Source organism: Streptomyces sp. NPDC088354 (genome assembly GCF_044753585.1).
Taxonomy (GTDB): Bacteria; Actinomycetota; Actinomycetes; order Streptomycetales; family Streptomycetaceae; genus Actinacidiphila.
In genome coordinates, this window is record NZ_JBIVNJ010000009.1 from 223,778 (window position 1) to 238,597 (window position 14,820).

The following is a 14,820-nucleotide window of genomic DNA, read 5'->3' on the forward strand; positions in this document are numbered from 1 at the left end:
GGGGCCGGCGGTTGACTGTTGGGCGGGGGAATGACTTCATCAGGCTTGACATCCCGATTCGTATCGGCATAGGCACCTCTGTCCGTTCCCATGTTCAGACGGCACTTCACTGCCCGGGTGCTCTCCTGGACGGGCACTGCTGTCTCGCCGGTCGCGCTGGCGTTCGCTGTCCTTGGGATGGGCGGCGGCGTGAGCGGGCTCAGCGTGGTGCTGGCTGCCGATATGGCGGCGCGTGCGGCACTGCTGCTGGTCGGTGGGGTGGCGGCTGATCGGTGGTCTCGGACCGCGGTTCTGATCGTCGCCAACACGGCCGCCGCTTCAGGCCAGTGCTGCGCTGCGGTGTTGGTTTGGACGGGTGCGGCTCAGGTCTGGCACCTGGCCATGCTGGCGGTGCTGGGCGGGGTGGCAGGTGCCTTCATCGGCCCGGCTTCCGGCGGAGTGCTGCGCACCGTGGTGCCGCCGGAGCAGCTTCGCCAGGCCAACGCACTGATGCGCTTGGCACAGAATTCGGTGAAAGTGGGCGGCCCGGCCCTTGGCGGCGTCATCGTCGCGGCGGTGGGTCCCCAGTGGGCCATCGCATGGGATGCGGCCACGTACCTGGTCGCGGCGCTGATCTACACCGGCCTCCATATGCCGAAGCCGCCCGGCCCATCAAAGCGCGCGAACCGTGTGGGCCTGGGTGAGGGATGGCGCGAGATCGCCATCCGCCCGTGGCTGTGGCTGATGCTCGCCCAGGGCCTCGTGGTGGTTCCCATCTGGCTGGTGTCGTACCAGGCGTTGGGCCCGGCGTACGGTCACGAGCGACTGGGCGGGGCGGCAGGGTGGGGTTTGGCGATGACCGGCTTCACCGCGGGACTACTGGTGGGAGCCGCCCTGGCGCTGTGGTGGCACGTCCGCCGTGTGGGGTGGCTCTTCTGCTGGGGAACGGCCCTGATGGCGACTCCCATGCTGGCCATGGCCTGCGGGAGTGGCCTCGTCCTGGTGGTGCCGGGGTACCTGATGGCGGGAGCCGGAGAAGCCCTCACAGCAACGCTCTGGACGGTTCTGCTCCAACGACGGATCCGCGATGAGGTGTTCGGCCGGGTCATGGCGTTCTCCAACCTGGCGCAGCTGGCTCCGGTGCCGCTGGCATCCCTGGCGGTCGGCCCGATAGCGCACGAGTCCGGCGTACGAACAGCGTTGGCCGGCTGCGGCCTGATCGTCCTCGGCGCTGCCGCGGCCCCCTTGGCGCACCGCCGAGTACGCGCACTCTCCCTGCCGCCGAGACCGGAGACGGTGGCCCGCCGCGAACCGCAGCCCCAGCCTTGACCTCTACTCGCCGCACCAGTTCGAAAAGGACCGAGGCTGTGGGTTCCTGCTGAGCTGGGCGGACACCGCCCTGCCGGTCTGCGCCGGCCTCGTCGCGATTCCCCGCGGCTCCCCAGGACACCCGCCCAATCCGGCACGACTGTGGCACAGCGATGCCTCCGGCGACCCTGGAGCGGTTCAGTGGAGTCCTGGTTCCAGACCTGTGGCGACGTAGTCGGCACATGACCGATCAGTCGCAGTGCCGGTTCCATGGAGATCCCGGGGAGTGAGTGAGAAGAGGACGAGGTCAATGCGGCCGGTGTGAGTGAAGCCGGCGTTGCGCATGACTCCTTCGCGATGCAGACCGGCGCGCGTGGCCACTCTCTGAGAGGCAACGTTCTCAGTTGCGGCCTTGAGCTCCATGCGTGCGAAGCCTTGGTGGTCCAACAACCAGTGCCCGAGGGCGCGAGTCGCCGCGGTCGCGATCCCGGATCGCCTGGCCCAGGGGGCTGTCCAGTAGCCGACCTCACTGACGAGTGCTCGCCAATCCGTCTTCTTCAGGCCTACCGTGCCCAAGAGACGCTGATCCTGTGCTCCGGTGATCGCGAAGTGGATGCCATCACCGGACTCCCGCAGAGCATGTGCGACGTTCGTGCACCAAGCGGTGGCGTCGTCGAGCGTGTATGGCTGAGGCAATGGCAACCACCGTTGGGTCAGCTCGTCCGAACAGGCTGCCTGGGTGGCTTCGACGTCTTCCTTGGCGAATGGACGGAGCGTGAGCTCACCCGCGCGTATCGACACATCGGGGAAAGTGCGGTCTGTCATCCGGCGCAACTTACCGTGGCGGCGCGTACTGCGTGGGGCGTTGGCACGACCCATGGCCGGTGGCCTGCCTGGGCTGGGGTCGGACATGGCAGGGCACCGCACGCTGGTGGCGACTTGGGCAGGCTTGTGCGAGTGGCGGGTGGCAACCGCCGTGCCTCGCGCCGCCCGTCGTGCGCCTGGACCTACGTCGGGGACACCTTCCACTTGAGCCGTGCGGGCCTGACGCCGTGCACTTCCACGCCGCCACTGCCCGCGTCTCGGTGCCAGTCCCGGCCGCGGTCCGCTCCGGGGAGACGTGAAGACCAGGAAGTCACGCCGCGCGCTCCCAGCCCGGTGCGCGGGGCGTGGCAGCACTGTGAGGACCAGCACGGGCGGCCGCCTGGCGGCCTGCGACACCTGGGAGGAGCACGGGCTCGTGTGCTGCTCGGCTGTGGGCAAGGAGGTGGACGCGTCCCACGTCCGCCGGGTCTTCCGCGCCGCCCTCGAGAATATGAACGGCGTGAACGCGCTGAGTGGACGCCACGGGAGCTGCGGCACAGATTCGCCGCGGCGCTCTCGGAACGCGGCATCCCGCTTGAGGCGATCGCCCGCGTCGTCGGGCACAGCAGCACGGCCACGACGGAGGCGGTCTACCGCATGCAACTGCGACCGGTGATCACTGAGGGTGCCGGCGCGATGGATGAGATCTTTGCCCTCGGAGGGGAGGGGGAGCAGGAGACGGCTTGATCTCCTCCAGGGTGGCTCCCTGTTTGGCTCCCAGATAACGCAGTAGGGACCTACTCACGTGAGTAGGTCCCTACTGATCTGGGTCGGGGTGGCGGGATTTGAACCCACGGCCTCTTCGTCCCGAAGCAATGGGAGCGACTGTGTGACCTGCGGTCGGACCACCGGTGACCTGCGCGAACTGTCCGCGAGCGTCCGTGGTTGTGTGCCTCTGTGCGGGGTCGTTGTAGCGCAGTTAGACACTCAGCCGATGCTTGCGCCGTGCCTGATCCGTATTGCCGACTGGGCCGGTCTGAGCCTGCCGTGGCAACATGCCGGCATGCCGAGTTTCGCAAGCAGTGGCGACCTTACGGAGGCAATCGAGGACGGTCTGTCGCCCTCGTGGTCCGTGCGGGCCGCTGCTGGCCCGCGACTTGCCCCGCACGCGGGAGTTGCGCCCGCTGCGGCCGTTCTGGAACGCCTGTTGCTCGATCCAGAGGACACGTTCGTGACCAGGGTTACCGCAGAAGCCCTCTTGAGGCAGGGGTCATTGGCGGCGGTGCGGCTTGTGGCCCGTGCTGTCGCTCGCGCTGACGACAACCACGGCGATTGGTTGCAGACCGCCGCGCACGATGTGGCCTGGCCGCCAGGTGAGGCGGGTCGTGCCGTTTCGGCTGCGTGCGCTGCTCTTGCTGACGATCCGGATGGGGCCGTCCGCCGCGGTGTCGTGGAAGTCGCGGAATGGGTCCGCACATAGCCGACAGCGCTCGCTCGCGGAAGATCCCCAGTTTGGAAGACTGAGGCTGCTGGTTGCCTCTGAGCTGTGCTGACGCCGACCTGTGGCGAAGCGGTCGAGTCACCGTGGTTCCCCGTGAGCCACCGGTGTTCCCTGCCCCATCTGGCACCGGTGTGGCACGCGATGCAAGACACCGATGGCAGGATCACCCCCATGTCCGATCAATGGAGCACTCACGCCGTCGAGCTGCATCCCGACTCTGTGACTAAGCGATTCCGGGACGGGGATCGTCAGCGAGGCGCCCGCGAGTGGCGCGCTTTGACGTTGCTCGCTACCTATGCGCCCGGCCTCGCTCCTGCCCCTCGGGAGTCGGATCTCTCCGGGCCCATCCCCACGATTGTGATGTCCAGGTTGGCTGGCACGCCCTTGCGTGGTCGTTCTCTCAAAGATGACCAGATCAAGGCGCTGGCGGCAGCGGTGACTAGGGTGCACGACGCCGTGCCGCCTGACGTTCTGGCTGAGGTTCCTCTCAGGCCTGGGCGGCAAGCCGAGCTCATCGCGCAGATACATTCGTGGTTTCCGCAAGCCCGGCCTCGGGTCAACCACGAGGTGGGCCGCGCTTTGGACCGCGGTATGGATTGGCTCGCCCGGTCAGCCCTGGACTCTACGGGTCACCCGGAAGTCCCCGATGTTTTCGGGCCCGGAGATGGCAACCTCGCAAACTACCTGTGGGATGGAGAGCGAGTCCAGGTCGTTGACTTCGAGGACTCGGGTCTCAGCGATCGCGCTTTCGAGCTCGCAGAGATCACCGAGCACGTGGGCAGCTGGGTAGAGCACCCGCTGGACGTCGACGCCTTCCTCGCACACTTCGATCTGACAAACACCCAAGCTGCACGCTTGGTGGACTGCCGGCGCCTTCTCGCGCTCGTCTGGCTGTTCCTGCTGACCTTCGACGACGCCGACAATCCGAGAAACCCGCCCGGCACCGCAGAGCGACAAGCCAGTCGGTTCCTGGATCTGCTCGCCTGAGACGTGTGCCGGGGCCAACGCCACACGGTTGGGCACGAGGTCGGTGTAGCGGCTTTGGGCGGGAGCTGCCATGGGGCGAGAGATCGGGGCCCGTAAGCTTGCAGCGACTCGGGCGGTCTGTGGACCTGCCCGCTAAGGCCCGACGTGGGCCCCGATCTTCGAGGCTCGCCCCATGGTGGCTGCGTAAAGCCGCGGAGCCGACCGCCCCAGCCACAGCGGGTTTCTCCTCAGTCCACCCTTCGCCGTCTGGCGGGCGGCCGGCGGCCGGGCCGGAGCGGGACGAAGGCAGGAGCGGCGGCCCGAGACGCCGGGCCGCGCGCCGCCGCGCTCTGCGCGGCGGGAGCGCCTTGATGAGGTAGAGAAACCCGTAACAAGCATCGCCTGAGATTTGCTGGTCGGCATGCGCAGCCGGATTAGCCGTGCTGAGGCTGCTCGTAGTGCAGGAGAGCCGCCGCCTGAAGGTCGTTGGTCACCATCACTTGCGCCAGCTTGGCCGCGATTTTGATCACCGACCCCCACTCTGGACTGTCTAGGTAGTCCTGATCTTGGGCTCCTCGGCCTACCTGTTCCTGCACGACGGAGTACGCCTTGCCAAGATCCTTCATCAGCGTGACCTCCTCCTGCGTGCGTAGGCTCTTGCCCAACCACGGGGCGGGATCGTCTGCGTCGCAGAAGTCGTCGAAGAGAACGGTGACCACGTAGTCCAGATCCTCGAACTCCTCCGGCCGCAGCCACACATCGCGCTGCCAAGACGGGCTCGCGAGCGCCAGGACCGCTGGCACAACGTGGAGTCGGAAGACTGGGAACTCGATGCCGTGGTCTGTCACGTTGCGAGCCTAGTGACGTGCTGTGTCGCCAGGAAGCCTTACGCGATCGCCATGCGGTCGGCGAGGCCTGCCAGGGGTTCGGGGATTCGGTGGCCGGAGAACTGGATGAGGTCGCGGACTGCTTCGCGGGCCAGGTGGTGGGAGTGGACCTGTTGCGGGGCTAGGGCTTCGGCTTCGAGGAGTGCGGCTGTGGCCTCGCCGACGTGTCGCCGCTGCGCGTGCGCTCGCGCCACGTCAACCAGGAAACGTGCCTGGCGCTCCGGGGACAGTCCTGAGGGGTCGACTCGTTCGGCTACGTCCAGGGCCATTCCGGCGTCGCCGAGGTCGACGGCTGTGCTGACGGCGTGGATTTCGACGTTGGTGGGGCCGAACTCGGTGTCGAAGTCGTTGCGGTCGGATCTATTGGTGGCGGCGATGCGCCGGGCTTCGGCGATGTGGGCGTGGGTGGCGGAGCGGTCTCCCTCGCGGGCGCTGATGACGGCCATGACCAGGTGCATGGCGCCTGGGAGCGACCTTTCCTCCGGGGGGCTGGCGTCTGCCTGGCTGCGAGGTGTCAGCACGTTGATCGCCGACATGGCGGCTTGTTCGGCCTGGTCCGGGCGCTGTTGCCTTATGAAGGCGTGAGCCAGGCGGAAGAGACCCGCAACGACTTCCAGCGGTTGGCCGGCGCGTTCGGCTGCCTGGAGTGCTCGGTCGGCGGCGACCCATGCGGCGTCCGGCTCGTCCTGGCGCACGAAGCTCGCGGCGGCTACCTGGTAGGTCCGCGCCAGTAGGGCATGGAGCTCTGCGCGCTCGGCTTCGGGACCGTGGCGTACGGCGGCTTCGAGTTGCGGCAGCACCTTGGAGAGCCGGTCGCTCAGTGCCGCGTAGCTCGCCGCATGGGCGAGGTCCCACAGCTCGTCGACGTGCCGGTGGAAGTCGTCGAGCGAGGGCTCCGGGCAAGCCGTGATCTGCCCGAAGAGGCTTCCCAGCGTGGGGTGTCCGGTCAGCGCGACGCGCAGCGGGTCGAGGTCGTTGCTCTGCGGCTCCTGCTCGGGCTCGGGTTCGGGCGCGATCTCGGCTTCCGGGCGTAGTTCACGCACTGGCACGCCGAGGGCATCGGCCAGGGCCTGGAGCACGGACAGGCGCTCGATCGGCTGGATGCCGCGCTCGACTTGGGAGACGCAGCTTTCGGAGCGGCCCATCTCGGCCGCCAGGTCGCGCTGGGACATGGCTCTCTTGCGGCGCAGCTCGGCGACGCGCTGGCCCGCGGTGCGGTTGTCGGCGTCACTCACTGGGGGATCCGGTCGGGTACTTGCCGGCGTACGGGGCCATGAAGTCGACCTCGGTGTGCGCCACGTACTTGTCGCGCTCGGACAGGAAGTGCTTCGTGTGGGCCACCATGGCCCGGGACAAGGTGAAGCGCAACGTCGTGGAGCTGTGCTCGGTGCCCAAGGGACAACCCGGCCGGCCGTCCAAGGCGCTCACCCTCGCCCAGGCCGAGGCGGTGCTGACCGCTGCGGAACACACCTCGATGCACGCCTACATCGTGGTGGCGCTCCTCACTGGAGCGCGTACCGAGGAGATGCGGGCGCTCACCTGGGACCACGTCTTCCTGCGCGGCGACCCCACGACCGACCCGCCGACCCCGCCCTACATGGCGGTGTGGCGCTCGGTACGCTCCGGGGGCGACACGAAGACCAGGAAGTCACGCCGTACGCTCGCACGCCCCGTCCGGTGCGTAGAGGTGCTGTGGCAGCACTGGGAGGACCAAGGGTGGGACCGCCTGGCGGCCGGCGACGCCTGGGAGGAACACGGACTCGTCTTCAGCTCCGCTGTGGGCAAGGAAGCCGATGCCTCCCACGTCCGCCGGGCCTTCCGCGCGGCCCTCAAGAATGCGAACGGCGTGAACGCCGCTGAGTGGACGCCCCGGGAGCTGCGGCACAGCTTCGTCTCGCTGCTGTCGGACCGCGGGGTCCCGCTGGAGGAGATCTCGCGCCTGGTCGGCCACTCCGGTACGGCCGTCACCGAAGAGGTCTACCGGAAGCAGATCCGCCCAGTGATCCAGACGGGGGCGGTCGTGATGGACGGCATCTTCAAGCGCGATCCGAAGCCGTAGACACTCACTTAGACACTCAACAGCAAGCAGGGCCGGTTTCCTCAATAAGGAAACCGGCCCTGACCTGCACTTACGAAGTCGGGGTGGCGGGATTTGAACCCACGGCCTCTTCGTCCCGAACGAAGCGCGCTACCAAGCTGCGCCACACCCCGGTGTTGCGTCGTGGCCCTGCAGCCCGGCGCAACGAGGATTACTCTAGCGGACCGGCCGCTGGAGACGAAATCCGGTTTTCCGGGTGGCTCAGCCGGCCGGGACGAGGGTGAGGAGCGTGGCCTCCGGGGGGCAGGCGAAACGGACCGGGGTGTAGCGGTTCGTGCCGCAGCCGGCGGAGACGTGGAGGTGGGAGCGGTGGCCGCCGGCCTCGTGGGAGGACAGCCCCTTGACGCGTTCCGGGTCGATGTCGCAGTTGGTGACCAGGGCCCCGTAGAAGGGGACGCAGAGCTGCCCGCCGTGGGTGTGGCCGGCGAGGATCAGGGGGTAGCGATCGGCGGTGAAGGCGTCGAGGACCCGCAGGTAGGGCGCGTGGACGACGGCGAGGGAGAGGTCGGCGCCGGTGTCGGGGCCGCCCGCGACCTCGGTGTAGCGGTCGCGCCGGATGTGGGGGTCGTCCAGGCCGGTGAAGGCGATCTCGATGCCGTCGTCGAGCTTGAGGCGCCCGCGGGAGTTGTTGACCCCGACCCAGCCGGCCATGTCGAAGGCGTCGCGGATGTCCTCCCACGGGTTGCGGTCGACGTTGACCGCCGGGTCGGCCTTGCCGTTGAGGCCGTGGACGCCGCGGACCCGCTCGACCAGGTAGCGGGCGGGGTTCCGCAGCTTGGGGGCGTAGTAGTCGTTGGAGCCGAAGACGTAGACGCCGGGGAAGTCCAGCAGCGGGCCGAGGGCGTCGAGGAGCTCGGGGACGCCGTGCGGGTCGGAGAGGTTGTCGCCGGTGTTGACGACGAAGTCCGGCCGCAGCCCGGCCAGCGACTGCAGCCAGCGGCGCTTCTTGTTCTGTCCGCTGACCATGTGGATGTCCGAGAGCTGCAGGACGCGGACGGGCCGCATGCCGGCCGGCAGCACGGGCACCTGCACCCTGCGCAGGCGGAACGACCGTGCCTCGATGCCGGCCGCGTATGCCACGCAGGCGGCGCCGGCGGCGGTGATGCCCAGGGGTACTCCGTATAGCGCGCGCATGCCCCCATGGTGGCAGACGGCTCGTCAGCGATAAATCTCCGGTCCTCCCGGCGGGGACCTGGCAGACTCGACATATGACCACCACGCTCAAGCAGCGTCTGCACGACGACCTCACGGCTGCCATCAAGGGACGGGACGAGCTCGTCACGTCCACCCTGCGCCTGACCCTGACCGCGATCACCAAGGAGGAGGTCGCGGGCAAGGAGGCGCGCGAGCTGTCCGACGACGAGGTGCTCCAGGTGATCGGCCGCGAGGCCAAGAAGCGCCGGGAGGCGGCCGAGGCCTTCGAGCAGGGCGGCCGCAAGGAGTCCGCGGAGCGCGAGCTCGCGGAGGGCGAGGTGCTCGCCGGCTACCTGCCCAAGCAGCTGGACGACGCCGAGCTGGCCGGGATCGTCTCCGCGGCGATCAAGGAGTCGGGCGCCGAGGGGCCGCGGGCCATGGGCGCGGTCATGAAGATCGTCAACCCGAAGGTGACCGGCCTCGCCGAGGGCGGCCGGGTCGCCGCCGAGGTGAAGCGGCAGCTCGCGGCCGGCTGAGCGGCCGGCCGACCTCGCGGGGGTACGCCCGCCGCGCGCACGCCAACAAGGGGCGCCCCGGACCGATGCGGTCCGGGGCGCCCTTCGTGTGCGTGACGTGCGTGACGTCGTGGCCGGGTGGTGTCAGCCCGTGCCGCCGTTGCCGGGGGTGACGGCACCGCCGTCCGTGGTGCCGACGTCGCTGCCGCCGCCCGGGCCTCCGTCGGCCGGGCCGGTGCCGCCGTTGCCGCCGCCGTTGCCGTTCGCCCCGCCGTTGGCGCCGCCGATCAGACCGCCGAAGAAGCCTCCGTCGCCCCCGTTGTCGCCCTGGCCGCCGTTGTCGTTGCCGCCGTTGTCGCCGCCCCGGACATCACCGTGGCCGTCGCCGTCACCGTGGTCGTCGGGCTTGGGCTTCTCCGGCTCGCGGATCGCGACCGTCGGCAGGCTGTCGGAGGTCGTTCCGGAGAGGGCGCCGCTCATGGCGTCCTTCCAGATCGGGCCCGGGGTGTCGGCACCGAAGACCTTGTCGTGCCAGACGCCGCCGATGGTGATCTTGGTCATCTGGCGCTTGTGGGTGGGGTCACCGACCCAGACCGCGCCGGCCAGGTCCGAGGTGTAGCCGACGAACCAGGCCGCGTAGCGGAAGTCGGTCGTACCGGTCTTGCCCGCGCTGTCCCGGTCGGTCAGGCCCGCCTGCTGGCCGGTGCCGTCCTCGACCACGCCCTTGAGGAGGGTGTTGAGAGTGGCGGCCGTCTGCTCGGACATGGCCCGCTTGCACTCGCTCTTCGGCACGGGCAGCTTCTTGCCGGTCGCGTCGGTGATCGACTCGATGGCGACCGGGGAGCAGTAGACGCCCTTGTTGGCGAAGGTCGCGTAGGCGTTCGCCATGGTCAGCGGCGAGACCTCCTGGGTGCCCAGGGTGATGGAGGGCACCTGGTCGAGCGCCTTGCCGTTGGCACGCTCTATCCCCATGGCCTTGGCCATGTCCGTGACCGGGCACACACCGATGTTGCTGATCAGCTGCACGTAGTAGGTGTTGACCGACTTGGCGGTGGCTTCCTTCATCGAGTACGGGCCCTTCTCGGACTCGTTCTCGTTCTCCACCGTCGCGCCCTCGGTGTTGACCCAGTTGCCGCGGCACGTCGTGACCGGGCTCGGGTAGTCCATCTTGTACGGCGCCGGCAGCACGGTGGCCGGGTCGGTGCCCTGCTCGATGGCCGCGGCCGCGGTGATCGCCTTGAACGTGGAGCCGGGCTGGTAGCCGGCGCCGCCGCCCATGGCCTGGTTGACCGAGAGGTTGATCTGCGTCTGGTTCTTCTTGAAGCCGTACGGGCGCGACTGCCCCATCGCGACGATCTTGCCGGTACCGGGCTTGACCAGCGTCACCGCGGAGGCGACCTCGTCGCTCTGGTAGACGTGATCGCTTATCGAGGCCTGGACGGCCTGCTGGGCCTTCGGGTCCAGCGTGGTGCGGACGACGAGGCCGCCCTGGTTCCAGCGCTTGGCGCGGTCGGACTTGGTCTTGCCGAAGGTCGGGTCGGTGAGGAAGACCTCGCGCACGTAGTCGCAGAAGAAGCCGGCGCCGCTGACGGCGGTGATGCAGCCGTTCTTGGGCTGGCTGACCTTGAGGCCGAGCGGCTTCTTCTTCGCGGCGTCGGCCTCCGCCTGCGTGACGTCCTTCAGGTCGGCCATCCGCTGCAGCACGACGTTGCGGCGCTTGGTGGCTTCCTGGGGGTCGTTGACGGGGTCGTAGCGGCTGGGCGACTGGACGATGCCGGCCAGCAGGGCGGACTCGGTCAGCGACAGGTCCTTGGCGGACTTGCTGAAGTAGCGCCTGGCGGCCGACTCGACGCCGTACGCCTGCTCGCCGAAGAAGGTGATGTTGAGATAGTTCTCGAGGATCTTCTGCTTCCCCAGCTCCTCCTCGAGCTGGATGGCGTACTTCATCTCCTTGATCTTGCGACCCACGGTCTGCTGGGTGGCCTGGGCGACCTTGGTCGGGTCGTCGCCGGCCTCCTCGATGAAGACGTTCTTCACGAACTGCTGGGTCAGCGTGGAGGCACCCTCGGAGACTCCGCCGTCCTGGGCGTTCTTGTTGAGGGCGCGCAGGATGCCCTTGACGTCGATCGCTCCGTGCTCGTAGAAGCGGGAGTCCTCGATGGCGACGATGGCCTGCTGCATGGTCTTGCTCATCTGCGTGATGGGCACGACCTTGCGGTCCCGGGAGTAGACGGTCGCGATCAGACCGCCCTTGGAGTCCAGGATCTGGGTGCTCTGCGAGAGCGGCGGACGCTTCAGCTCGCCGGGCAGTGAGTCGAAGCCGGCGGCGGTGCCCTTGGCGCTCAGCCCGAGCGCTCCTGCCGCGGGCAGCGCGATGCCGGCCAGCACGACGCCGGACAGGACACTGATACCCAGGAACTTGGCGGCCTGCTGGGCGGTGCTGATGCCCCCGCCGCGGGTGCCGCCCGATCGCTTGTGACCCATGAGGTGCAGCTTACGTTGCGATTCCTAAGACGTGGGCATGCTTGTTCGCCTAGTCTGTAACAGACAGGCGCCAAAGATGCGCACGCGTCTGTCTTCCAACCTCACTCTTGTGGGTGATGAGAACTGCCCGAAATCCTGTCATATGCCAGCCATATGGCGTGGTTCTCGGGGAACCAGGCGGGCGATCTGACCGTTTATGCGCGGTTCGTCCGTTTTGCCGTCGACTCACTCCCCAGGGTGATCTACCGCTGACCCATAGTCCGTTCGGGCCATTCAAGATTGGGCCTGAAAGGGCTGTTGCGTCGTGCCCACCTTCCGTAACGTCCTCAACTGGCAACGGTGAATATGCCGCTTGCCGCCGTGGGGGAGCCTCGAATCGGGAGAGGACGGCGCCAGCATGAGCAGCTGGGTTACGGACTGGAGTACGCAGGCCGCGTGCCGCACGACGGATCCGGACGAGCTTTTCGTCCAGGGAGCGGCCCAGAACAGGGCCAAGGCGGTGTGCACGGGGTGCCCGGTACGCACGGAGTGCCTGGCCGACGCCTTGGACAACCGGGTGGAGTTCGGTGTCTGGGGCGGGATGACCGAGCGCGAGCGCAGGGCACTGCTGCGCCGGCGCCCCACGGTCACCTCGTGGCGCAGGCTGCTGGAGACCGCGCGTACGGAGTACGAGCAGAGCACCGGCGTGCACCTGGGCGACGACGACTACGACGGTGAGTACGACGACTACGCGGCCGTCGGCTGACCCTGCGCGAGGCGTTCGCCGATCTCGCGCAAGCCCTCCAGGTCGTGCACGTCGCCCGGCAGGGCGGCCACGTCGACCATGGGTACTTCGGGGTGCACGGAGACGAAGCGGTCGCGGGTGCGTCGTTCACGCGCGACCAGCTGCATCCGCTCGGCGTGCAGGCGCAGCAGTCCGGCGGCGAGATGGTCGGCGCTCCACGGATCCGCGTCCGGATCGGTGGGGTCGGAAGTGCTGTGGTCCGTGCTGAGGGTCCCTTCGGTGCCGTCGGCCGTACGGAGTCCAGCCTTCCCGCCGGGCTGATCCACAATGCCGCCGTTTTGAAGATTTTCTGCGGATTCGTCAAACTCCCTGGTCAGCCGGGGAGTTGACGAATGTCCCGGGTCGGAGGGATCCGCCTCGGCGGTCATGGCGCCGCTGTCGGCCGCATGGACGGCTGCTTCATCGGACTCGGCCGCTTCGTCGGCGCTGTCGCCGAGTGCCTCCGCCGCGGCCAGCGCCCGCTCGGCCGTGAGCTGCGCCGCACCGCTGCCGTGCACCCGGTTCAGCACCAGGCCGGCCAGCGGCATGTCCTCCGCGGCCAGCCGCTCCACGAAGTACGACGCCTCGCGCAGCGCGTCCCGCTCCGGCGCCGCGACCACCAGGAACGCGGTGCCGCTGGCCTGGAGCAGCTTGTAGGTCGCGTCCGCCCGGGAGCGGAAGCCGCCGAACATCGAGTCCATGGCCGCCACGAACGTCTGGACGTCCTTGAGCAGATGGGCGCCCATGACCTTGCTGAGCACGCCGGTCATCATCGACATCCCGACGTTCAGGAACTTCACCCCGGCCCTGCCGCCGACCTTCGCCGGGGCCATGAGCAGCCGGATGAAGCGGCCGTCCAGGAAGGACCCGAGCCGTTTGGGCGCGTCCAGGAAGTCCAGCGCGGACCGGCTCGGGGGCGTGTCGACCACGATCAGGTCCCAGGCCTCCAGCGCCCGCAGCTGGCCCAGCTTCTCCATCGCCATGTACTCCTGCGTGCCGGCGAAGCCCGCGGAGAGCGACTGGTAGAAGGGGTTGTCGATGATCGCGCGGGCCCGTTCCGGGTCGCTGTGCTGCACCACGACCTCGTCGAAGGTCCGCTTCATGTCGAGCATCATCGCGTGCAGTTCACCACCCGCGGACTCGTCGATGCCCGCGACCTTGCGAGGGGTGTTGTCCAGCTCCGTGAGCCCCATCGACTGGGCCAGCCGGCGCGCCGGGTCGATGGTCAGCACGACCGCCTTGCGGCCCCGCTCGGCCGCGCGCACGCCCAGGGCGGCGGCGGTGGTGGTCTTGCCGACCCCGCCGGAACCGCAGCAGACGACGATCCGGGTCCTCGCATCGTCCAGCAGCGCGTCGATGTCCAATACCGGACTGTCCAGACTCATGCGACCCCCAGCCCCTGTTTCCGCAGATTTTCTGCCAATCTGTACAACCCGCCGAGATCGACGCCGTCGGCCAGCTGTCCCAGTTCGTAGCTGGGCAGGCCGAGCCCGGCCAGTTCCTCGCGCTGGGCGCGCTCCAGCGCGACCCGTTCGGCGTGCTCGTGCGCCTGCGCCAGCAGCGGGTCGACCAGCCGCTCGGCCAGCCCGCCGCGGCGGGCGCCCCCGAGACCGGCCTGGGACAGCGCCTTGGCGAGCGCGGTGCGCCGTCCGGTGCTCGCGGCGGCGACGGCGTCGGCGTCCATCACCACGGGGCGCACCATGTTGATGATCACGGCGCCGGTGGGCAGACCAGCCGCGTGCAGCTCCGCCACACCGTCCACGGTCTCCTGCACCGGCATCTCCTCCAGGAGGGTGACCAGGTGCACCGCGGTGTCGGGGGACTTCATGACCCGCATCACGGCCTGCGCCTGATTGTGTATCGGACCGAACCGGGCCAGCCCCGCGACCTCGTCGTTGACGTTCAGGAAGCGGGTGATCCGGCCGGTCGGCGGCGCGTCGAGGACGACCGCGTCGTACGTCCGCCAGCCCGCGCGGTCCTTGCGGCGCACGGCCTCGACCACCTTGCCGGTGAGCAGCACGTCCCGCACGCCCGGGGCGACGGTGGTCGCGAAGTCGATGGCGCCGAGCTTCTTCAGGGCCCGGCCGGCGCGGCCGAGCTTGTAGAACATGTCGAGGTAGTCCAGGAGCGCCTGTTCGGCGTCGATGGCCAGCGCGTGCACCTCGCCGCCGCCCGGGGCGACGGCGATCTTCCGCTCCTCGTACGGCAGTGCGTCCGTCTCGAAGAGCTGCGCGATGCCCTGGCGCCCCTCCACCTCGGCCAGCAGGGTGCGCCGTCCCTCGGCGGCCAGTGCCAGCGCCAGCGCGGCGGCGACGGTCGTCTTACCCGTCCCGCCCTTGCCCGTCACGATGTGGAGCCTCACGTCTTCGAGCCTAACCAGT

Annotated in this window: 12 protein-coding genes, 1 tRNA gene and 1 pseudogene; 6 read left to right on the plus strand and 8 right to left on the minus strand. The window is 68.9% G+C overall.

The window, feature by feature from the left end; genetic code table 11:
- The first annotated feature begins 78 nt into the window (after positions 1-78).
- Positions 79-1,308 carry an MFS transporter gene (locus ACIP98_RS16765; RefSeq protein WP_401976584.1) on the plus strand — a complete coding sequence of 410 codons (1,230 nt, stop codon included), beginning with the start codon at positions 79-81 and terminating at the stop codon, positions 1,306-1,308.
- A gap of 177 nt (positions 1,309-1,485) precedes the next feature.
- Here ACIP98_RS16765 and ACIP98_RS16770 read toward each other — a convergent pair whose 3' ends face one another.
- A complete protein-coding gene (locus tag ACIP98_RS16770; RefSeq protein ID WP_401976502.1) occupies positions 1,486-2,112 on the minus strand; it encodes a GNAT family N-acetyltransferase in 627 nt (208 codons plus the stop codon).
- A 417-nt stretch (positions 2,113-2,529) separates the two neighbouring features.
- Here ACIP98_RS16770 and ACIP98_RS16775 point away from each other — a divergent pair, with 417 nt between their 5' ends.
- Both ACIP98_RS16775 and ACIP98_RS16780 read left to right on the plus strand, forming a co-directional pair.
- Positions 2,530-2,838 carry a tyrosine-type recombinase/integrase gene (locus ACIP98_RS16775; protein ID WP_401976587.1) on the plus strand — a complete coding sequence of 103 codons (309 nt, stop codon included), beginning with the start codon at positions 2,530-2,532 and terminating at the stop codon, positions 2,836-2,838.
- 925 nt (positions 2,839-3,763) lie between these two features.
- Positions 3,764-4,579, plus strand: coding sequence for a phosphotransferase family protein (locus ACIP98_RS16780; protein ID WP_401976504.1), 816 nt, complete (start codon positions 3,764-3,766; stop codon positions 4,577-4,579).
- Between the two features lie 413 nt (positions 4,580-4,992).
- On the opposite strand, the gene ACIP98_RS16785 is transcribed toward ACIP98_RS16780, so the two are convergent.
- Complete coding sequence (locus tag ACIP98_RS16785; RefSeq protein ID WP_401976507.1) at positions 4,993-5,406, minus strand: hypothetical protein; 414 nt, start codon at positions 5,404-5,406, stop codon at positions 4,993-4,995.
- A gap of 38 nt (positions 5,407-5,444) precedes the next feature.
- Positions 5,445-6,680, minus strand: coding sequence for a helix-turn-helix domain-containing protein (locus tag ACIP98_RS16790; protein WP_401976510.1), 1,236 nt, complete (start codon positions 6,678-6,680; stop codon positions 5,445-5,447).
- 107 nt (positions 6,681-6,787) lie between these two features.
- Between ACIP98_RS16790 and ACIP98_RS16795 the strand changes: the two are divergent.
- Positions 6,788-7,504, plus strand: a pseudogene (locus tag ACIP98_RS16795) (site-specific integrase); the annotation flags it as partial.
- Between the two features lie 78 nt (positions 7,505-7,582).
- Here the strand turns inward: ACIP98_RS16795 and ACIP98_RS16800 are convergent.
- Positions 7,583-7,656, minus strand: a tRNA-Pro gene (locus ACIP98_RS16800).
- An 88-nt stretch (positions 7,657-7,744) separates the two neighbouring features.
- On the minus strand, positions 7,745-8,677 hold the full coding sequence (locus ACIP98_RS16805; RefSeq protein WP_319665427.1) for a metallophosphoesterase: 933 nt from the start codon (positions 8,675-8,677) through the stop codon (positions 7,745-7,747).
- A 74-nt stretch (positions 8,678-8,751) separates the two neighbouring features.
- Here ACIP98_RS16805 and ACIP98_RS16810 point away from each other — a divergent pair, with 74 nt between their 5' ends.
- Positions 8,752-9,213, plus strand: coding sequence for a GatB/YqeY domain-containing protein (locus ACIP98_RS16810; RefSeq protein ID WP_319665426.1), 462 nt, complete (start codon positions 8,752-8,754; stop codon positions 9,211-9,213).
- 123 nt (positions 9,214-9,336) lie between these two features.
- Here the strand turns inward: ACIP98_RS16810 and ACIP98_RS16815 are convergent, their stop codons facing one another.
- On the minus strand, positions 9,337-11,676 hold the full coding sequence (locus ACIP98_RS16815) for a transglycosylase domain-containing protein (protein ID WP_401976512.1): 2,340 nt from the start codon (positions 11,674-11,676) through the stop codon (positions 9,337-9,339).
- 397 nt (positions 11,677-12,073) lie between these two features.
- Between ACIP98_RS16815 and ACIP98_RS16820 the strand changes: the two genes are divergently transcribed.
- A complete protein-coding gene (locus ACIP98_RS16820) occupies positions 12,074-12,421 on the plus strand; it encodes a WhiB family transcriptional regulator (protein WP_319665424.1) in 348 nt (115 codons plus the stop codon).
- On the opposite strand, the gene ACIP98_RS16825 is transcribed toward ACIP98_RS16820, so the two are convergent.
- Together ACIP98_RS16825 and ACIP98_RS16830 are read right to left on the minus strand one after the other, a co-directional pair.
- Positions 12,403-13,824 carry an ArsA family ATPase gene (locus tag ACIP98_RS16825; protein WP_401976513.1) on the minus strand — a complete coding sequence of 474 codons (1,422 nt, stop codon included), beginning with the start codon at positions 13,822-13,824 and terminating at the stop codon, positions 12,403-12,405. The genes ACIP98_RS16820 and ACIP98_RS16825 overlap by 19 nt on opposite strands.
- Positions 13,821-14,801 (minus strand): ArsA-related P-loop ATPase, encoded by a 981-nt coding sequence (locus tag ACIP98_RS16830; RefSeq protein WP_319665422.1) that lies wholly within the window; start codon positions 14,799-14,801, stop codon positions 13,821-13,823. The genes ACIP98_RS16825 and ACIP98_RS16830 overlap by 4 nt, the downstream gene beginning before the upstream one ends.
- Positions 14,802-14,820: the final 19 nt, after the last annotated feature.

Excerpts from the sequence above, each read along its gene's own strand:
- ACIP98_RS16770 (WP_401976502.1), bottom strand. The coding sequence starts at position 2,112 with ATGACAGACCGCACTTTCCCCGATGTGTCGATACGCGCGGGTGAGCTC.
- ACIP98_RS16780 (WP_401976504.1), top strand. The coding sequence starts at position 3,764 with ATGTCCGATCAATGGAGCACTCACGCCGTCGAGCTGCATCCCGACTCT.
- ACIP98_RS16805 (WP_319665427.1), bottom strand. The coding sequence starts at position 8,677 with ATGCGCGCGCTATACGGAGTACCCCTGGGCATCACCGCCGCCGGCGCC.
- ACIP98_RS16810 (WP_319665426.1), top strand. The coding sequence starts at position 8,752 with ATGACCACCACGCTCAAGCAGCGTCTGCACGACGACCTCACGGCTGCC.
- ACIP98_RS16815 (WP_401976512.1), bottom strand. The coding sequence starts at position 11,676 with ATGGGTCACAAGCGATCGGGCGGCACCCGCGGCGGGGGCATCAGCACC.
- ACIP98_RS16820 (WP_319665424.1), top strand. The coding sequence starts at position 12,074 with ATGAGCAGCTGGGTTACGGACTGGAGTACGCAGGCCGCGTGCCGCACG.
- ACIP98_RS16825 (WP_401976513.1), bottom strand. The coding sequence starts at position 13,824 with ATGAGTCTGGACAGTCCGGTATTGGACATCGACGCGCTGCTGGACGAT.